Annotated in this window: 17 protein-coding genes; 10 read left to right on the forward strand and 7 right to left on the reverse strand. The window is 61.9% G+C overall.

Annotation, left to right across the window (positions count from 1 at the left end):
* Positions 1 to 35 precede the first annotated feature (35 nt).
* From QD408_RS12025 to QD408_RS12035, 3 genes are read right to left on the reverse strand one after another with little or no spacing between them, the layout of a single operon-like run.
* On the reverse strand, positions 36 to 836 hold the full coding sequence (locus QD408_RS12025; RefSeq protein ID WP_414139457.1) for an amino acid ABC transporter ATP-binding protein: 801 nt from the start codon (positions 834 to 836) through the stop codon (positions 36 to 38).
* A gap of 3 nt (positions 837 to 839) precedes the next feature.
* Entirely contained in the window at positions 840 to 1,583 is a 744-nt protein-coding gene (locus QD408_RS12030) for an amino acid ABC transporter permease (protein ID WP_088677477.1), read from the reverse strand.
* A gap of 9 nt (positions 1,584 to 1,592) precedes the next feature.
* The gene (locus QD408_RS12035; protein ID WP_414139458.1) at positions 1,593 to 2,519 is read right to left on the reverse strand and encodes a substrate-binding periplasmic protein; all 927 of its coding nucleotides are present in this window, start codon (positions 2,517 to 2,519) and stop codon (positions 1,593 to 1,595) included.
* A 147-nt stretch (positions 2,520 to 2,666) separates the two neighbouring features.
* Here QD408_RS12035 and QD408_RS12040 point away from each other — a divergent pair, with 147 nt between their 5' ends.
* Positions 2,667 to 3,341, forward strand: a complete 675-nt coding sequence (locus QD408_RS12040; protein WP_088683828.1) for a GntR family transcriptional regulator — start codon at positions 2,667 to 2,669, stop codon at positions 3,339 to 3,341.
* Between the two features lie 138 nt (positions 3,342 to 3,479).
* On the opposite strand, the gene efp is transcribed toward QD408_RS12040, so the two are convergent.
* Positions 3,480 to 4,049 carry an elongation factor P gene (efp, locus tag QD408_RS12045; RefSeq protein ID WP_008528334.1) on the reverse strand — a complete coding sequence of 190 codons (570 nt, stop codon included), beginning with the start codon at positions 4,047 to 4,049 and terminating at the stop codon, positions 3,480 to 3,482.
* Positions 4,050 to 4,197: 148 nt separating this feature from the next.
* On the opposite strand from efp, the gene epmA reads away from it, so the two are divergent.
* The 9 genes from epmA (at position 4,198) to QD408_RS12090 (ending at position 17,022) form a co-directional block, all read left to right on the forward strand.
* Positions 4,198 to 5,259 carry an EF-P lysine aminoacylase EpmA gene (gene epmA, locus QD408_RS12050; RefSeq protein WP_414139459.1) on the forward strand — a complete coding sequence of 354 codons (1,062 nt, stop codon included), beginning with the start codon at positions 4,198 to 4,200 and terminating at the stop codon, positions 5,257 to 5,259.
* Positions 5,256 to 6,308 (forward strand): lysine-2,3-aminomutase-like protein, encoded by a 1,053-nt coding sequence (locus tag QD408_RS12055; protein WP_414139460.1) that lies wholly within the window; start codon positions 5,256 to 5,258, stop codon positions 6,306 to 6,308. Before epmA ends, QD408_RS12055 begins: the two co-directional genes overlap by 4 nt.
* Before the next feature lie 261 nt (positions 6,309 to 6,569).
* A complete protein-coding gene (locus QD408_RS12060) occupies positions 6,570 to 6,821 on the forward strand; it encodes an acyl carrier protein (protein ID WP_003567517.1) in 252 nt (83 codons plus the stop codon).
* Positions 6,821 to 8,002 (forward strand): acyl-CoA dehydrogenase family protein, encoded by a 1,182-nt coding sequence (locus tag QD408_RS12065; RefSeq protein ID WP_414139461.1) that lies wholly within the window; start codon positions 6,821 to 6,823, stop codon positions 8,000 to 8,002. Before QD408_RS12060 ends, QD408_RS12065 begins: the two co-directional genes overlap by 1 nt.
* 5 nt (positions 8,003 to 8,007) lie before the next feature.
* A complete protein-coding gene (locus QD408_RS12070; RefSeq protein ID WP_414139462.1) occupies positions 8,008 to 8,916 on the forward strand; it encodes an amino acid--[acyl-carrier-protein] ligase in 909 nt (302 codons plus the stop codon).
* An 8-nt stretch (positions 8,917 to 8,924) separates the two neighbouring features.
* On the forward strand, positions 8,925 to 9,884 hold the full coding sequence (locus tag QD408_RS12075; protein ID WP_414139484.1) for a DUF1839 family protein: 960 nt from the start codon (positions 8,925 to 8,927) through the stop codon (positions 9,882 to 9,884).
* Positions 9,885 to 9,900: 16 nt separating this feature from the next.
* Positions 9,901 to 12,381 (forward strand): glycosyl hydrolase 2 galactose-binding domain-containing protein, encoded by a 2,481-nt coding sequence (locus tag QD408_RS12080; protein ID WP_414139463.1) that lies wholly within the window; start codon positions 9,901 to 9,903, stop codon positions 12,379 to 12,381.
* A gap of 42 nt (positions 12,382 to 12,423) precedes the next feature.
* The gene (locus QD408_RS12085) at positions 12,424 to 13,602 is read left to right on the forward strand and encodes a glycosyltransferase family 4 protein (protein WP_414139464.1); all 1,179 of its coding nucleotides are present in this window, start codon (positions 12,424 to 12,426) and stop codon (positions 13,600 to 13,602) included.
* Between the two features lie 108 nt (positions 13,603 to 13,710).
* Complete coding sequence (locus QD408_RS12090; RefSeq protein ID WP_414139465.1) at positions 13,711 to 17,022, forward strand: oligosaccharide flippase family protein; 3,312 nt, start codon at positions 13,711 to 13,713, stop codon at positions 17,020 to 17,022.
* 22 nt (positions 17,023 to 17,044) lie between these two features.
* On the opposite strand, the gene QD408_RS12095 is transcribed toward QD408_RS12090, so the two are convergent.
* From QD408_RS12095 to QD408_RS12105, 3 genes are all read right to left on the reverse strand, one after another.
* Entirely contained in the window at positions 17,045 to 18,220 is a 1,176-nt protein-coding gene (locus QD408_RS12095; protein WP_414139466.1) for a glycosyltransferase family 4 protein, read from the reverse strand.
* Between the two features lie 145 nt (positions 18,221 to 18,365).
* Positions 18,366 to 18,602: an Lrp/AsnC ligand binding domain-containing protein gene (locus tag QD408_RS12100; RefSeq protein ID WP_003567502.1), complete on the reverse strand. Its 237-nt coding sequence runs from the start codon at positions 18,600 to 18,602 to the stop codon at positions 18,366 to 18,368.
* Positions 18,603 to 18,671: 69 nt separating this feature from the next.
* Complete coding sequence (locus QD408_RS12105; RefSeq protein ID WP_414139467.1) at positions 18,672 to 19,580, reverse strand: LysR family transcriptional regulator; 909 nt, start codon at positions 19,578 to 19,580, stop codon at positions 18,672 to 18,674.
* Positions 19,581 to 19,595: the final 15 nt, after the last annotated feature.

Raw genomic sequence — 19,595 nt, forward strand, 5'->3', positions numbered from 1 at the left:
TTTAGAGAAACGAGGCTTGGATGCCCGTTCAAGGGCTAACCTGGGGAAGCGTAGCGCGCGACATAGGCAGCCGTGCGTGCTTCTCTGGGATGGTCGAGCACATCTCCGGCGGTTCCCTGCTCGATGATGAGGCCACCATCGATGAACACGACCCAGTCCGACACTTCCTTTGCAAAGGGCAGTTCGTGGGTGACCAGGATCATCGTCATGCCGTCGGCCGCCAGTTCCCGCATGACGCGGAGAACTTCACCGGTCGATTCAGGATCGAGCGCCGACGTCGGCTCGTCGAACAGCAACACCGTTGGTTCCAGCGCGAGGGCGCGCGCAATCGCCACACGCTGCTGCTCGCCGCCCGACATCTGTTCCGGATAAGCCATCGCCCGTTTGGCAAGGCCTACCCTCGTCAGAAGTTTCACGGCCCGTTCCACGGCTTCTCTTTCACCAATCCCGGCTGCATGCATCTGAGCGAGAACGACGTTCTCCACAGCCGTCAGATGCGGGAACAGATTGAAGCGCTGAAATACCATGCCGACACGCTGCCGAAGCTTTGCAAGGTTGCGGCAGGTGATCTTGCCATCGGCGAAGATCGTCTCATCGCCGACGATGATCGTTCCCTGATCGGGACGTTCCAGCAAATTGACGCAGCGCATGAGGGTGGTCTTTCCTCCACCGCTCTGGCCAATGATGCTGACGATTTTGCCTGTGGGAACCTCGAGATCGACGTGGTCGAGCACCAGGCGTCCGTCGAAAGACTTGCGTAATCCGCTGATTTTGACGGCGGGGCGACCGACCGGCTGTTTTGACACGAAGGCAGTTTGAGCAGGGGTGGTGGTCATCGGTCAGGCTTTCCCTTCGGCGAGATAGGTCCCGGCTAATTTGAGCCGACGCCTTCTGGCCAATGACAACGGCACGCCGGCATGGATCTTGCGCTCCAGCAGAAGCAGACATTGTGAAACCGGGTAGCAGATAAGGAAATAAAGGGCCGAGATCACGAGATACACTTCAAGCGCCCGGAATGTTTCCGAGGCGATCAACTGCGCCTGCGTCATCAGCTCGGCAGCGGAGATCGTCACAAGCAGCGAGGTCGACTTGATCAGGTCGACGAACATCGTGTTCGTGCCGGGAAGCGCCAGCCGCACCGCCTGCGGCAGGATGACATGGCTGAACGTTTTGCCGCGTCCCAGCCCGAGAGCTTGAGACGCCTCCTGCTGTCCTCTGTGTACGCCGGCGATAGCCGCCCGAAAGATCTCGGACAGGTAAGCGGCGTAAAAGAGCACCAGGCTCAAGACTCCCGCTTCGAAAACCTCCAGCCTGACGCCTACGGAAGGCAGGCCGAAATAGGTGAGGAAGATGATCGCCAGAAGCGGTACGTTTTTAAAAAGCTCGGTGTAGAAGGCCGCAGGAATGCGGACCAGTCGCAGCCGGTTGAGCCTCATCAACGCAAGGACAAGGCCAAGGATCGTTGCGCCGATGAAGCTGGCTACGGTGTAGCCGAGGGTCTTGAGCAGACCCCCGGCAATGTTTCCGACGTAGTCGTTCCAGGGAACCTGGAAAATATCGGTGAAGGATGACAACGCCGTCATGCTTCGATCTCACTTCGCGATGGAAGGCGGGTTCCAGTCGGCGGGCCTGTCGACGCCGCGCCGCTGTGCCGCCATCTCGGGTGAAGGAACCAGGAACTGCTGGGGATCGCCGCCCCATTTCGTGATCAAAGCCGCAAGGGATCCATCCTTGTACATGCCGTCGATTTGATCGGAAACGGCCTTGGCCAGCTTCGGCGACTGCTTGGGAAGGTAGAATCCGGTCATGTAGGCTTGAAAATATTTGTAATCGGGGTGCGCGGCGACCTGTTCGTCTGTCGGTGGTTTCAGGTATTCGATGCGGACCTTCATGTCGGGGCGCTGCTGCTGCTGGTAGGTGATCAGCAGCGGATCGAGAAAGCCGACGTCCAGGCGTCCGGCGGAAATATCCTGGAACACGCTGTCGGCGCTCGGAAACGTATGGGGTGATGCGTTAGGCACCTGCGCGATGGATTTCGCCCAGACATAGCCGGTGACGGTGCCGAGATTTTTGCCTTCCAGGCTCGCAACATCGGGAAAGCTCGCCGTGCCGCTTACGGCCATGGCCGGCGGCGAATAATACGGCGGGTCGGTGAACAGGCCGACTTTCTGGCGAGTGTCGGACCATGCAATTCCGCCGATGGTTATGTCTGCCCGTTGTGTCTGGACGGAAGCCAGCATGCCCGGAAAATCGGTGACGTTGATTTCCATCTTGAGGCCGAGCTTATCGGCGATGGCTGTCAGGATGTCGCTGTCGAGCCCGACGAGCTTTCCATCCTTGACCGCCGTATAGGGCATGTAGGGCTGCACAGTCACGACGAGCGTGCCCGGCTTCATCAGCTCCAGATCGTCGGCATTGGCCGCGGACGGCACGGCCGTCGCAAGCAGCCCCAAACTCAACATCGCCAAGGCAATGAGCCCATTCGCCTTCGATTTTTTCGTCAATTCAGCATGTTTCATTTGAAACCCCTCTTTGTGTTTATATATTGCTGATATATTGAGAATATGCAGACACTATATGAAGTCAAGCAGATTCGTTGAGCGCCTTTTTTCTAGGCGCAACAGCCGCTAGCTATGCGGAAATGGACAGAGAGGAACGCGGTGAATATGTCGGCATTCGAAGTGGATTACGAAGCGGCGGAATCAACGCTGGCGGAGCGGACATACATTCGGCTGCGCGACGACATCATTACGACATTGCTTCCTCCAGGCACGCTTCTGCGCGAGGCCGAGCTTATGAAGCGCATGGAAGTCGGGCGCACGCCGGTCCGGGAGGCGCTTCAGCGTCTGCAATATGATGGTTTCGTCGTCGTCAGCGCGCGACGCGGCACATTCGTCAGCAAGATCGATATCAATGATCTTACCGCCGTTTACGAGGCGCGGGCACGGATCGAATCCTGGGCGACCCGGCTAGCTGCGGAAAGGCTGCGCGAGTTCGAGCGGCAGGAAGCGCGGCAGCTGATCGATGAGCTCAAGCAAACAATCGGTCCGATGGCGCTGGAAGACATCCTTGCCCTGGATCGCCGGGTTCACCGCTTCATTTACAAGGTGGCGAAGAACTCTTTCCTGTTCGATACGCTGGACCACTACCACAATCTGTCGCTGAGAATCCTGTATGTCGCGATGAAACGGTTTCCGACGCTGGTGCCGCGTCTTGAGGACGTCTTGCATGATCAGGTCCTCATGCTCGAGGCTGTATGCAGAGGGGATGCCGATGAGGCCGAAAAGATCGCTATGGCTCATGTCATGAGCTTCGAGAGCGAGGTCCGAAAGGTTATCTGAATTCGGCTCTTGGAATTGGGTGCAGCTTTAGCTGAACAATCGCGCGTTGCGCGTGGACACGGCATCGAACTTGCCTGCATTCCACATTTCAGTCAGAGGCCGGCTTGAGCCGGCCTCCTGAATGGATGAAAACCAGGATCAGTCCTTGGCGCGTTCGACGTAGGAGTTGTCTTCAGTCGCGATGACGACGCGGGTGCCGGCGTCGATATGCGGCGGGACCGAGGTGCGGATGCCGTTGGAGAGCATGGCCGGCTTGTAGGACGAGGATGCCGTCTGGCCCTTGACGACCGGTTCCGTCTCGACGATCTCGAGCGTGACGTGGCGCGGCAGTTCGAGCGCCAGCGGAATGCCTTCATGGATCGACAGGATGCAGGTCATGCCTTCCTGGAGATAGGCCTTCTGGTCGCCCATGGTTTCCTGGCTGACGACCACCTGGTCGTAGTTCGCAGGGTTCATGAAGTGGAAGCCTTCGCCGTCTTCATAGAGGTACTGGAAGTTGACGTCTTCGACGAAGGCGCGCTCGACCTGTTCGGTGGTGCGCCAGCGCTCGGAGACCTTCACGCCGTCGACGATGCGGCGCATGTCGACCTGGGTGACCGGCGTGCCCTTGCCCGGATGAAAGTTCTGGGCGGTGAGAACGACGTAGAGCTTGCCGTCGACATCGAGAACGTTGCCCTTGCGGACCGAAGAGGCGATGACCTTGACCATAAGACTTCCTTGTAACTCGGCTTTCGGCGTCGTAGATGACTGTCGAGACGCCCCGAAGACGCAAATGTTTTTCTTTGGGGGCGCAACTAACCTAAAATCCGGGAAATAGCCACCCCCATACCGGCTTCTCCGGCGAAGAAAGCTTGGAATGAACTTTTCGGCGAAAGCGTCCCCCTGGTGGACCCCGTCCGTGCATGCCGATCGCCGTCCGTTCCTGATCGGGCGCAATGCGATCCAGGCGGCGCTGCGCGGCTTTTTCGCGCGCGAGGATTTCATCGAGGTGGATACGGCGGTGCTGCAGGTTTCCCCCGGCAATGAGGCGCATCTGCATGCCTTCGCGACGGAAGCGGTGACGACGGACGGTCAGACGGCGCCCTTCTATCTGCATACCTCGCCGGAATTCGCCTGCAAGAAGCTGCTTGCCGCCGGTGAGGAGCGCATCTCGTGTTTTGCCCATGTCTATCGCAACCGCGAGCGCGGGCCGCTGCATCATCCCGAGTTCACCATGCTCGAATGGTATCGGGCCGGCGAAAGCTACGAGAGCCTGATGATGGATTGCGTGCGGCTCCTGGCGCTGGCCGCAGAAACGGTAAAGACGCCGAAGCTCACCTATCGCGGCGCTGAAAGTGATCCTTTCGCCGGGCCGGAGCGGATCAGTGTCGCCGAAGCTTTCGAGCGGCATGCCGGCATCGATCTTCTCGCTTCGGTCACTGCCGACGGTTCGACCGATCGCGATCATCTGGCGGCCGAGCTCAGGCGCGTCGGCATGCGGGTCGCCGATGACGACGGCTGGGCCGATCTTTTCAGCCGGGTGCTGGTCGAAAAGATCGAACCGCATCTCGGTTTCGGCCGCATCACCATTCTCGACGAATATCCTGTTTCGGAGGCGGCACTTGCGCGTCCTTCGGCACGCGACCCCAGGGTCGCGGAGCGTTTCGAGCTCTATGCCTGTGGCGTCGAGCTTGCCAACGGCTTCGGCGAGCTCACCAACGCCGGCGAACAGCGGCGGCGCTTCGAGATCGAGATGGCCGAGAAGGCGCGGATCTATGGCGAGACCTATCCGATCGACGAGGATTTCCTCGCCGCATTGTCGTTGATGCCCGAGGCAAGCGGCATCGCGCTCGGCTTCGACCGGCTGGTGATGCTGGCGACGGGGGCTTCGCGCATCGACCAGGTGCTGTGGGCGCCGGTTGCGGAGTATGGAAGATGAATGCCGTCAAACCGGTGAAGAGGGTCGACGATCTCGTGAAGGCGGGGCTTGCCGCGCCTGCAGAACGCGCCGCGCTCGAGGCGGTTGCTGCGCGTTACGCGATCGCGCTGACGCCTGCCGTCACCAGGCTGATCGATCGCGCCGATCCCGATGATCCGATCGCCCGGCAATTCGTGCCCGATGTGGCCGAACTCACGGTCGCGCCCGAAGAACGCGCCGACCCGATCGGCGATCATGCCCACAGCCCGGTCGAAGGCATCGTGCACCGCTATCCCGACCGTGTGCTGCTGAAGGCAGTGCATGTCTGCCCGGTCTATTGCCGCTTCTGCTTCCGGCGCGAAATGGTCGGGCCGCAGGGTCTCGGCACACTCGATGCGGCGACGATGGAGGCGGCCTTCGACTATATCGGCAGCCATCCGGAAATCTGGGAGGTCATCCTCACCGGCGGCGATCCGCTGGTGCTTTCGCCGCGCCGGCTGCGCGAGATCATGGAAGCACTCAGGGACATCGCGCATGTGAAGATCGTGCGCTTCCATACACGCGTTCCCGTCGTCGATCCCGAGAAGATCGATGCGGCGCTGATCGAGGCGCTGAAGGCGAGCGGCAAGACCGTTTATGTCGCGCTTCATGCCAATCATGCCAGGGAGCTGACGGTGGAAGCGCGCGCGGCCTGCGCCCGCCTTATCGATGACGGCATCGCCATGGTCAGCCAGTCGGTGCTTCTCAAGGGCGTCAACGACGATCCAGACGTGCTGGCCGAGCTGATGAAGGCCTTCGTCGAGATCCGCGTGAAACCCTATTACCTGCATCATCCCGATCTTGCGCCGGGCACCGGCCATTTCCGGCTGACGATCGAGGAGGGGCAGAGGATCGTTGCGGCGCTGCGCGGGCGGATTTCCGGTCTCTGCCAGCCGACCTACATTCTCGATATCCCAGGCGGTCATGGCAAGGCCGTCGTCAGCGGAAGCACCGTTAGGGCAACGGGCGAGGGATGTTATTCCATCTCGGATTATCGCGGCGGCGAACATTCCTATCCGCCCGCGGATTGACCTAAAACGCTACTTTCCGTGTCATTTCTGTACTCGCCACGCCGGAAACCACATTAGGCACGGGCGATGAAATTTTATCAAGGCATTGAGATCAAATACGTATTTCTGCTTTCGCAGGAGGGATCGCTAAAATCCTAACTATGAGGAACAATCATCTTTAACCCAACAAATTAGCGGAATGTTCTGTTTTCCGCACTAAAAGAACGCCATGACAAGGCGATGAACGCCGGTTCGGGATCATGAGAATCTTGGAGTGATGGGATGAATAAGACAATTCGCGACCTCGTAGCCAAATTCGGCAAGCTTCCTGTCGCAATCGACCAGGTCGCCGACGATGCCGATCTCTATGCGGCGGGTCTGACGTCCTTTGCCTCGGTGCAGCTGATGCTCGGCATCGAAGAAGCGTTCGATATCGAATTTCCCGACAATCTCCTGAACCGCAAATCCTTCGCGAGCATCTCGGCCATCGCCAAGACGGTCGATATCATCCAGGACAGCCGGAAGGTCGCCTGATGAACTTCCCCGTCAAGATCATGCAGGACGGTCTTGTCGCAAGGGTCGCCCGCGTTGCCGAAGTGGCGGCCAAACACGCCGATGCCGTCGATGCCGAGGGCCGCTTTCCCCGCGAAGCCGTGGATGCGATGAAGGCCGAAAGGCTGCTCGGCATCCAGGTGCCCCGCCATCTCGGCGGTGAATCGGCCTCGACCACCGAAATCGCCGAATTGTGCTCGATGCTCGGCCAGGCCTGCGCTGCAAGCGCCATGGTCTTCGCCATGCACCATATCAAGCTGTCGAGCCTCGTCGAACACGGCGCCGACAGCGAATGGCATCGTGACTTCATGCTCCGCATCGCTGCCGACCAGCTGCTGATCGCCTCGGCCACCACCGAGGGCGGCATCGGCGGCAACCTGCGCAACAGCATCTGCGCGGTCGAAGTCGACGGTGATACCTGCCGCCTCGAAAAGGACGCGACCGTCATTTCCTACGGCTCGCATGCCGACGCCATCCTCATCACTTCGCGCAGCCATCCGCAGGCAGCCTCTTCCGATCAGGTGCTGACGGCCTTCCTCAAGGACCAGTACACACTCGAAAAGACGCATGCCTGGAATACGCTCGGCATGCGCGGCACCTGCTCCGACGGTTTCCTCTTCAAGGGGGAAGCGCCGGCGCGGCAGATCCTGCCGAAGCCTTTCGCCGAGATCGCGGCGCAGTCCATGCTCGCTTCCTCGCATCTGCTCTGGAGTGGCGTCTGGTACGGCATCGCGGTCGATGCCGTCGCCCGCGCCCAGGCCTTCGTGCGCGCCGCCGCCCGTAAGGCGCCGGATGCCCAGCCGCCGGGCGCGCTGCGCCTCGCCGAGGTGTCGAACCTGCTGCAGATGGTGAAATCCAACGTCGTTGCCGGGCTGAAGGCTTATGAAGACGCCAAATCAGATCCGGACAGGCTGTCGTCGATGGGCTTTGCGGTGGCGATGAACAACGTCAAGATCGCCTCTTCCGAGACGATCCTGGAGATCGTCAATCATGCCATGCTGATCTGCGGCATCATGGGCTACAAGAACGGCACGCCCTTCAGCCTCGGACGTCATTTGCGCGATGCGCATTCCGCGCAGCTCATGATCTCGAACGACCGCATCCTCGGCAATACGTCGAGCATGCTTCTCGTCCACAAGCAGGACACTAGCCTACTGGGGTGACAGTCATGGATATGCAGACCTCGTTTCTGGACCGGCTCTTCGAGTCCGGCCTGCTGATCGATACCGGCGTTGACGGTCTCTATGGCCGCAGCGGCCAGTTCGAAGATGTCATCACCGCTTTCGAACGGCTGATCGATGCGTTCGGCGGCGCAGACGGCGCCGAGGCGATGCGTTTCCCGCCCGGGATGAACGTCGCGCTCTTCGAAAAGAGCGGTTACATGAAGAGCTTCCCGCAGCTCGCCGGCACGGTGCACAGTTTCTGCGGCAGCGAGCTCGACCATATGAGCCTGCTTGAATGCATGGAAGTCGGCGACGACTGGACCAAGGACCAGAAGGCGACCGATATCGTGCTGACGCCGGCTGCCTGCTATCCGCTCTATCCGACGGTCGCCAAGCGCGGCAACCTGCCGAAGACGGGCGGCCTCTTCGATCTGCAATCCTATTGCTTCCGCCATGAGCCTTCGAAAGATCCCGCCCGCCAGCAACTGTTCCGCATGCGCGAATATGTCTGCATGGGCACCGAGCAGCACGTCACCGATTTCCGTCAGAAATGGATGGATCGCGGTGTCGAGATGATGAAGCAGCTCGGCCTCGATGTGACCATCGACGTCGCCAACGATCCGTTCTTCGGCCGTGCCGGCAAGATGATGGTCAACAACCAGCGCGACCAGAACCTGAAGTTCGAGCTTTTGATCCCGATCACATCGGCCGCAAATCCGACCGCCTGCATGAGCTTCAATTACCACCAGGATTCCTTCGGCCTGAAGTGGGGTCTGAACCTCGAAGACGGCAGCGTGGCACACACGGCCTGCGTCGGCTTCGGTCTGGAGCGCATTGCGCTCGCCCTCTTCCACCACCACGGGCTCGACGTGAAGGAGTGGCCGGCCAGCGTACGGAAAACGCTGTGGGGCTGATGACGTCGATGACATCGGTCTTCCCGGCGATCAGCCCGGAAAGCTACCGGCAGCACGCGCTGCATTCCGGCGAGCGCGCATGGCCGGAAACCAACTGCTATGTCGATCTCTGGATCGAGGTGCTGAACACCTCGGGCGCAGCACCCGAGGCGATGCTGGGTTTTACCCTGGCGCAGGACTTCGAGGGCGACCAGTTCACCTTCTTCAAGGTGCCGCTCGAAGATCTCGAAGCGCTCTACGGCATCCGCGCGACAGAGCTTGCAATCTACGACCGTGTCGAACGGCATGTCGAGGTGCAGATCGCGCGGGGCCGTCTCTGCCTGATCGAGATGGATTCCTTCTATATGCCGGATACGCGCGGTACCGCCTACCGGCAGGAGCATGGCAAGACGACGGTCGCGATCAACCGGCTTGATGTGGCGGCAAAGCGCGTCGAGTATTTTCACAATGCCGGCTATTTCCAGCTCGATGGCGAGGATTTCGATGGGCTGTTCCAGCAGCATCTGACGGAGAGCGATCCGCCGTTCCTGCCCTATGCGGAATTCGCGCGGTTTCCGGAAAAGCCCGCCGATGAAGCGCATCTGCGCGTGACCGCGCGGCGGCTCGCCGGTTTTCATTTCTCCAGGCGTCCCCGCGAAAACCCGATCCGCGCCTTCGCCAGCGTCTTTCCGCAGCAGGTGGAAGCAGTGGCGGAGCGGCCGTTCGGCTTCTTCCACAAATACGCCTTCAACACGCTTCGCCAGGTGGGCGCCAATTTCGAGCTGGCGGCCGACCACCTGGTCTGGCTCTCTCCCGAATTCGCGGCGGCGGCAGAGGATGCCCGGCGCATCTCGGATGCGGCGAAATCGGTGCAGTTCCAGCTTGCCCGCGCCGTTGCCCGCAGGAAGTTCGAGCCGCTGCAGGCGGCACTTGATCCGGCCGCCGATGCATGGGATTCCATGATGGCATCGCTTGCGGAGCGAATCTGAGGCCGGAGATCTGACCATGCGGGGGCGTTTGGCAAGCATCGGAGCCTGGGAAAGCCTGCTTTCCGAAGGCTGGAACCTGATCCTGACGGAGCCGGGCGCCTGCGCGGTGCCGCATGACATTCATCTTTCCGCGCAGTTCATTCCCGCGCCCGTTCCCGGCACCGTTGCGGCAGCGCTCGAAAAAGCCGGGCTCTTCGACCGTGAAAATCCCGAGCCGCTGAACACGAAGGACGCCTGGTATCTCTGCCGGCTGTTCGATGCCGAACCCGGCGAAGCGATCCTGCGTTTCGGCGGGCTCGCCACGCTATGCCACGTCTTCCTCAACGGCGAGGAAATCCTCTTTTCCGAAAGCATGTTCACGGCGCATGAGATCCCGGTGACGCTTTTGGGCGGCGACGAGCTGGCGCTGTGCTTCCGGGCGCTCGGCCCTCGTCTCTCCGAGCCCGGCCCCCGCGCGCGCTGGCGGCCGCAGATGATCACGCCTGCGGGCCTGAAGAATTTCCGCACCACGCTGCTCGGCTATATGCCCGGCTGGTGCCCCGATATCCATGCGGTCGGGCCGTGGCGGCCGATTTCGCTCGTGCGGCGCAATCCCGTCTCGATCGACAATGTCTCCATCCGGGCGATCCTGGAGGAGAGCGGCGTCGGCCGTCTCAGCGTCTCCCTGCACAGCAATACGGAGGATCCGGTCATGCTGCTGCGCTGCGGCGGCATGGAGCAGCCCTTCGAGAAGATCGGCGACAATCATTACTCGGCTATCCTCAAGCTTCCCGATATCGAACCATGGTGGCCGCATACCCACGGCAATCCGCGTCTCTACGATCTGACGCTGGTTTCCGACGGTGCGGACTATCCGCTTGGGCAGACCGGCTTCCGGCGTATCGAAGTCGAGCGTGGCGCCGATGGCGATGATTTCGCGCTCTTCATCAATGGCGACCGTATCTTCTGCCGCGGGGCGGTGTGGACGACGGCTGATATCGCGCGGTTGCCCGGCGGGCGGGCGGATTACGAGCCGTTCCTGCGGCTTGCCGCCCAAGCCGGCATGAACATGATCCGCATCGGCGGCACCATGGCTTACGAGACGCCCGATTTCTTCGCGCTCTGCGACGAGCTCGGCCTGCTCGTGTGGCAGGATTTCATGTTCGCCAATTTCGATTATCCCCGCAGCGACAAGACCTTCCTCGGCCATGTGCATGCCGAGGTCGAGGAGTTCCTGCACGGTGTCCAGGCGTCTCCGTCGCTTGCCGTGCTCTGCGGCGGCAGCGAGATCCATCAGCAGGCGGCAATGCTCGGCCTGCCCATGGAATTCTGGAGCGGGCCCGTTACCGACGAAATCATCCCGGCCATCGTCTCGCGCATGCGCCCGGACGTGCCCTATGTTCCGAATTCGCCCTACGGCGGAGCGATGCCGTTTTCGCCCAATTCAGGCATTGCGCATTATTACGGTGTCGGCGCCTATATGCGCCCGATTGCGGATGCGCGCCGTGCCGATGTGCGCTTCGCATCCGAAAGCCTCGCCTTCGCGCATGTGCCGCAGCAAAGAACGCTGCAGCGTCATCTCGATGTGCCCCCAGTCCACAGCCCGCTCTGGAAAGCGCGCGTGCCGCGCGACCGTAGCGCATCGTGGGATTTCGAAGACGTTCGCGACTTCTACCTGGAGCTTCTCTACGGCCTCGATCCGGCCCGGCTGCGCCGCGAAGATCCGGAACGTTATCTCGATCTCTCCCGCGCCGTCACCGGCGAAGTGATCGAGGAAACCTTCGCCGAATGGCGGCGCAAGGGTTCGGCCTGCAACGGTGCGCTCGTCTGGACGCTGCAGGATCTCCTGCCCGGCCCCGGCTGGGGCGTGATCGATTCCACCGGCGAGCCGAAGCCTGTCTGGTATGCGATGCGCCGTGCGTTCCGGCCGATCCAGGCCATCTTCACCGACGAGGGAACCAACGGTCTCGACGTGCATGTCGTCAACGAGACGGACGCCGCCCTCGACGTGGAATTGGAAGTCGCCTGCCTGCGCGACGGAAGGCAGCAGGTCGTCAGCGGCAGCATGGCCTTCAAGCTGGCGGCAAGGGGCGCGGAGCGTTTTGCCTCGACCGCGCTGTTCGGCGCCTTCTTCGACACGACCTATGCCTTCCGTTTCGGGCCGCCGTCGCATGACGCCAGCGTGGCGCGCCTGCGCTCGCTCGCCGACGGCGCCATCCTCGCGGAAAGCTTCCACTTCCCCTGCGGACGCGGAAAAGCGCTGCATGACGCCGGCATCGAGGCGTCGCTCGGCAGAGACGGCGACAGCTGGGTCGTCGATCTCAGGACCGACCTGCTGGCGCAATCGGTCCATATCGACGTCGAAGGCTACAGGGCCGACGACGACTGGTTCCACCTTGCTCCCGGCCCAGTGCGGCGCGTCAAGCTCTCCGCGCTGTCCGGCACGGAGAGCGATGTTCCGCCGACGGGCGAAATCAGAAGTCTAGGCAGTTCACGTCGCGTTGGGCTCGCGGGCTGAGGCTCGCGAGCGACGATGCAAACCCACCGGAAAGATCGTGATTTGAGAACGGCATACCGCTTTTTACGCGCCCATGTCCTGCAGCGGCTGATCCCGCGGTCGCGCGTCGCCTTCAATCCGCGCAAGCCGGTGGAAATTGTCGGCTACCTCTCGATGCCGGTCGGTATCGGCGAATCGGCAAGGCTTTGTGCCGGTGCGCTTTCGGAGGCGGGACGGGCGATTTCGCTCTCGGACGTCAGCACGCACCCGGATGAAAAATCCTTTGCCGGATGGGTGTCGTCGCACCTTTCGACCGAACCGCCGGGAGGCCGTATCTGGCATCTCAATCCGCCGATGCTGCCGCGCGCCATCCTGAAGAAGGGGCTCGCGAATTTCACGCGCGCCTTCAACATCGGCTATTTCGCCTGGGAGCTCGAAGTCGTGCCGGCGGAGTGGCGCAACGGGTTGCGTTACATGAATGCCGTTTTCGTGCCCTCGGAATTTACCAGACGGACGATCGCGCCGTTGACCAAAGCACCCGTCATCGTGGTTCCCCATCCCGTCACGGAAAAGGCCGCGAGCGAAGGCATGCGGGAAAAATTCGGCATCGGGAAGGACGCTTTTCTCGTCAGCTTCATCTTCAGCGCCGGTTCCTCGATCAACCGGAAGAACCCGCAAGCCGTCATCGAAGCCTTCAGGCTATTCAGCGCCGAATGCCCGAGCGCCTTCCTGCTGATGAAGGCCAGCGGCAATATCGACAAGGATGAGGGCTTGCGCGAACTGATCGCTTCGGTCGCCGGCGATACCCGCATCAGGATCGTCACCGACAAGCTCTCGAACGCTGACATCAACGGCCTCATCCGCTCTTCCGATGCCTATCTTTCGCTGCATCGCTCGGAAGGTTTCGGGCTGACGGTTGCCGAGGCGATCATGCATCGCACCCCGGTCATATCAACCGCCTGGTCGGGTACGGAAGATTTCTGCGACCCCGAGAATAGCTGGCTCGTCGCCTCTCCCCTCATTCCGGTCGTCGATACTCATCCCGAATTCGCGGGGTTGCCGGGTGCGGTCTGGGCCGATCCCTCTCCCGAAATCGCGGCCGCGCATCTGAGGGATATCTTCCGTGCGCCCGAGCGGGCGCGGGAAAAGGCGGAGAAGGCGCGGGAGTTCCTGCTGCGCTACCTCGCGGAGAACAGCTATGAAAAGGCGCTCCAGAAGCTGGCGGCGATGCAGGCCAGCTAAGGTGAGGTCGCCACTCCGCTTTATTTTAATATTTTCACATTAGAGATAGCGGGCATGCGAATCTGAAAGATCGCAGCGCGCTTTAGGCCGATCCTGGCGGATGGATGGATGTCGAAGGGTATTATCGCAAATTCGGTGATGAATGCGGCCGCAGGCATGCTGCTGCTGCTGACGGGCTTCGTGTCCTCGATCATCACGGCGCGGCTGCTTGGGCCGGAAGCCAACGGCATCGTCGCTTTTTCGCTGTGGCTGGTGGTGACAGGCGCCTCGATCGCCGAGCTCGGCTCCAGCATCACGCTGTTGAAGACGCTGCCGCAGCTTTCGGCGGAGGGCTATGACGCGCGCCGCCGGCGGGGTTTTGCCGCGATCCTCGTCAGCTTCATGATGTTTTCGACCGTCGTGCTGCTGGCGCTCTACGCCTTGTTTTTCCTCACCTCCGAGGAGATGCACTGGGCGGAAACCGCGCCTACTGTCGCCCTGGTCACGGGTGCGCTGTTCTTCGTCCAGGCGATCGGGTCTTTCGTCAAATTCTACCTGATCGGTGAAAAGAAGCTCGGCACCTTCTTCAAGCTGACGGTCGCCGTCTCCGTCATACAGCTCGCCGGCGTCGCCGGCGGCGCCGTGTTCTACGGCGTCGAGGGGGTTCTCGTCGGCTATGCGCTCGGTCAGCTCGTCCTGTTTTTCGCGACGCTGCCGATCCTTCTGGCGCGGCGCGACTGGTGCGGGGTCTCGCTGAAATATCTCGCTTCCTCCTCCGTCATCCTGTCGATCCAGTTCATCATCGATTCCATCTTCCTCAACCGGCTCGAACTGCTCTTCCTGCAGCAGTTCTGGTCGGTGGAAATGGTCGGCTATTATGCCGTCGGCCTGTCGATCGCCAATATCGCGCTTCAGCTGCCGATCCAGATGACCGGCAGCCTGCTGCCCTATTATTCCGAACGGCGCCACAGCAGCGACGATTCGACCTTGCCGGTCGAGGTCTTCGCCGCCGTCACCCGCAGCATGGCCTATATCGTGCTGCCGATGAGCCTCGGGCTTGCCGCGATCTCCAGCGAGCTGGTGCTCGTCGTGTTCGGCGAAGCCTTCCGCCGCAGCGGTATGGTGGTCGCGCTGCTCGCGCTCGTGGCTCCCGCCTATACGTTCATGCAGATCCTCAGCCTCTATCTTCTATCGATGGACAGGGCCCGCTCCCGCCTGAACATCAGTGTGATAGGTGGCCTTCTCATGGTAGTGGGTTGTTTACTGATCATACCTAGGCTTGCCGCCGAGGGGGCGGCACTCGTGCGCATTCTCGTGTTCGTTGCGATGTCGGTGATGATGATCAGACAGACAGGATTCGGGTCTCAGCTTTCGGGTCTCTACGCAAGCCTGACGAAGGTGACGCTCGCCTCCGTATTGTGCGCCTGCGCGGCGATCTCAGTGCTGGAATTCGTCCATGGCCCGATCGGTCTCGTCTTTGCGATCATCGCCGGCACATTCGCCCATTTCGCCGCGCTGCGCGTGCTGCGCGCCGTGCCGCGCGAGGATGTGGAGGTCATGCGCTCCCTTCTCGAAAAGATGCCGTCTGTGCTGCGCCGGCCGGCCGGCCATGTGATCAATTTCATTGCGCCGCGGCTTCCCGACGATCCCGACCGCGCCAAGGTCGCGCCGGGCGAATTCTCGCTGGAACCGGCAGAAGGTGCCGGGCGCAGCGCCGCCTTGCCCGTCGTCTTCGATGGCACGGTCGGGCTGTTCATGCCCGAAAATCCTCACGTGAAGAAACGTTCGGCCGCCGTGCTCTTCGTCAGCCCTTGGGGCTTCGAGGAAATGTGCAGTCGCAAATTCTTCCGTGTCGCGGCCGAGCATTTTTCGGATATCGGCGTGCCGAGCCTGCGCTTCGACTATCGCGGCACCGGCGATGCGCTCGATTTCGATGCGCTGCCGCCAAGCCTGGAAACCTGGGAAAATTCGATCCGCGCGGCCGCCGCCGAGCTGAAGTCGCTCACCGGCTGCGATCGCGTCATCCTCATCGGCCAAGGTCTCGGCGCGACGCTTGCCCAGCGCATCGGCTCCACGATCGAAGGCATCGACAGCCTCGTCATGCTGGCGCCGGTACTGAGCGGCCGGGCCTATCTGCGTGAACTCAACATGTGGTCCAAGATCATCGACGCCGATCTCGGACTCGGCAAGGAGCATGTGCCTGTCGCAAAGGTTCAGATCGCCGGGCTCGTCATGCCCGAGGAGATCGCCGCCGAACTCGGCAAGCTCAATATCGCCTCGCCGCAGGGGCTTGCTGCGTCCCGCTATCTGATCCTCGAACGCCCCATCCGGGCCGAGGATACCGGTTTTGCCGATGCGTTGCGGACATTTGGGGCCGACGTAGAACAGAAGGCTTTCGAAGGCTACGACGAACTCGTCACCAATCCGCTTTTTGCCAAGACGCCGATGGCCGTTATTGAGACCCTGACGGCTTGGCTCGAGACGGCAACCAGCGAAACGTCAGCCGGTCATTCGCCGGCAGTGATCGGCAGCGCGCCGCTTGCCGGCGAGGGTTTCGTGGAAACGCCCGTGCGTTTCGGAAGCCACGATCATCTGGTCGGCGTCGTCAGCCGGCCGCTCGGCGAGATCAAAGGCAACGGCGTGCTCTTCCTGTCGACCGCCTATGACCGGCATGCCGGCTGGGGACGGACGACGGTGGATATGGCGCGCGAGCTCGCACGCCAAGGCGTCGTTTCGCTGCGCTTCGATTCCGCCAATGTCGGCGACAGCCCGCCGCGGCCGGATGCGCCGGAGCAGGTGCTTTATTCCAGCACGCAGACCGAGGATGCGATTGCCGCGCTCGATCTGCTCGAAAGCTTCGTCGCCGGTCCCGTCATGGTCGCCGGCCGATGCAGCGGCGGCTACGTCGCCTTCCGCGCCGGCGTTGCCGACGAACGGTTGAAGGCGGTCGTCTCGATCAATCCCTTCGTCTACTACTGGGATCCGAAGGTGCCGGTGCGCAAGGAGCATGTCGTCTCCGTCCCCCGCAGCCTCGACGATTACGGCCAGCGCCTGGCGCGGCTCGATACGCTGAAGCGGCTCATCAGCGGCCAGGTGGATGTGGTGTCGGCGCTGCAGAATATCGTCATCGCCGGCGGCCGGCGTCTGTCGCCCTTTGTCGCGCCGCTGCTCGAACTGCTTCCGGACCGGCGCCATATCGCCCGTGAAGTCCGGCATTCCTTCGCGCAGTTCGGCAAGCGCAAGGTGCCGCTGACGCTGATTTACAGTGAGGGCGACGTCGGGCTCGATCACGTCTATTTCCATTTCGGCCCGCGCGGGGCCAAGCTGTCCCGCTATCCGAACGTGCGGCTGCTGATGCTGCCGGATGCCGACCATAATCTGACGCCGCCGCAGTCGCGGAAATTCGTGCTCGACGAGATCATCCGTCTCGCCAGAGCATGATCGGGATTTCGTACAGGTGGGATCAGCGGCTTTCCGCGGCGATATCAAGCGATCTGTAGAGATCGATATAGCGGCCTGCGACGATATCCCAGGAATAGCCGCGCGCGGCGTCGAGAAGTCTCGCGCGGACGACGTCCGGTTCGCGCGAAAGATCCTCGTAGGCTGATTCGATCGCCGTGGCGGCTGCTTCAGGATGGGTGAAATCGGTGAGTTTGATGGCGGGATGTCGGGCGGCGAGCGTCTGAAAGGCATCGTTGGCGTTCAGCACCGGCAGCAGGCCGGCGCTCATCGCCTCCAGTGCCACCAGCCCGAAACCTTCATATTCCGAGGCGGAGGCGAAGAGCGAAGCCTCGGCGATAACGCGGCGGATGGTGTCGTTATCGGGCGACACATGCAGCGTGACGCGGCCGGTGAGGTTGCGGCTTTCGATCTCGCCGTCGACATCCCTCCGGTTCAGGTCGGATTCGGCGCCGACGATGTCGAGATGCCATTCGGGGTCGCGGGTCTTCAGCGTGGCCATCGCATCGAGCAGGTGGTCGAGCCGCTTGTTCACCGAGAAACGGCCGATCGTGACGACGCGGCGCTTTGGCCGGCGCGAAGCGGTATCGGCGAATTTGCCGATATCGGCGCCGTTTTCGATCAGCAGGCTGTCGGGCGCGATCTCGGAAAACTGCTTGAGATCGGAGGCGCTGCAACAGACGACGCGCCGGTAGGCCATCGCCGAGGCGCGGGTCAGTGTCCTGAACCAGATCTTCTTGATCGCGGCGTATTTCCTGGTGTGGAAGAAGCCGCCATGGGTGGTAACGATCATCGGCTTGCCGTGCAGCAGCCGACCCCAGGCGAGAGCGTCGAAGAAGAAGTCGATGGCGTGGACATGCACGAGATCGGCATCGCCGAGATGGCGGAAAACCTGTGGCGCCAGCGGGTAACGGCTGCTGCCCGACCAGGGAATGCGCACGACTTCGATGCCGTCGATGTCTTCGCGAGGCGGCAGCTTTTTCTCAGGTGCGGTGAACAGCGAATCCAGCGTCACGACGCGGACGCGATAACCGCGGCGGACGGTCTGGCGGGCGAGATTGGCGACCACGTCTTCCAGGCCGCCGCGATTGGGCAGGAACTGGCGCACGACATGGACGATCAGCGGAGCGGTTTCCGGCTGCGGATTCCCGTGCTCCCTGTCTGCCTCGACGATCGCCATTTTTCACCTATCGCTGCGCGTGCCAAGCTCGTGTTGGCGCGGATTTTATAGCAGCGACCAGATATCTCAGGCGTTAAGGCGTGGTTTCAGCGGTGTCGTGGAGAGGCGATTCTTGGCGACAGGGTTAACCGTATCTGACGGGAATTCAGAAGGCTTTGAAGGTGAGGGTCGTCAACGAGCGGACGATGCCTGGTATATTGGCGATGTTGTCGTTGATGAACTTGCCGATATCCTGACCTTCCTCGATGTAGACCTTCAACAGCAGGTCGTAGTCGCCGCTTGTGGAATAGAGCTCCGAGACCAGTTCGGTCTGGTATATGGCGTCGGCGACCTCATAGGTCTTGCCGGGGGCGCATTGGAGCTGGACGAAGATCGGCTTCATGGGGATTTCCTGAAAGGTTTGTTTGGGGCGCATAATGGTCGAAACCGCCATGCCGATGCAAGCCGTTCCTCACAAGGCGGGGCCGGCGGCCGCTTCCGCGACGATCCAGTCGCGAAAGGCGGCAAGCGGCGCATAGTCGGCGCGCTCGGACGGAAAGGCGAGATAATAGCGTTCGCGGCTTTCCATTTCACGGTCGACGGCAGCGACGAGGTCGCCGCGCCGGAGTTCCTCCCGCATGAGGAATGTCGGCAATAGCGCGACGCCGAGACCGGTGATCGCGGCTTGTGCTGCGGTGGCGAACTGATCGAACAGCATGCCGTGCACGCTATCGAAGGCAACGCCGTTGCCGGCGAGCCATTGCTCCCAGGCGTCGGGCCGCGTCGTCAGGTGCAGAAGCGGAACGGTGAGCAGATCCTCCGGTTTCGAAATCGCATATCGCTTCAGAAAATCGGGGCTGCAGGCCGGCACCGTGCGCTCCGACATCAGAAAAGTCAGTTCGGCGCCCGGCCAGTGCGGATGGCCGAAGTGAATGGCGGCGTCGATCGAATCGAGACGGAAATCGAAGGGCGAAAGCCGGGTCACGAGATTGATCGTCACGCCGGGATTGGCGGCGAGGAAGCGTCCCAGCCTGGGCGCCAGCCAGCGCGTGCCGAAGGTCGGCAGGATGGCGAGGTTGAGCGTGCCGCCATGCGGATTGGCGCGCAGGTTCAAGGAGGCGCTCGATATCCGCCGCAGCGCCTCGCGGATCTCGCGGGCGTAGCCGTCGCCGGCAAGCGTCAGCCGCATGGTCTGGCGTTCGCGCAGGAAAAGCTCGACGCCGAGCTGCTCTTCCAGCGCGCTCACCTGGCGGCTGACGGCGCTCTGCGTCAGGTCGAGTTCGCGCGCCGCCGCCGTGACGCTGCCGGTGCGGGCGACCGCCTCGAAGGCGGCGAGATGCGAAATCGACGGCAGAAAACGTCTTGAAGCGAGCATGGTCATTCCGGTTCAGAATGA

It is taken from the genome of Rhizobium sp. BR 249 (genome assembly GCF_047445895.1).
In the GTDB taxonomy this organism is placed as follows: domain Bacteria; phylum Pseudomonadota; class Alphaproteobacteria; order Rhizobiales; family Rhizobiaceae; genus Rhizobium.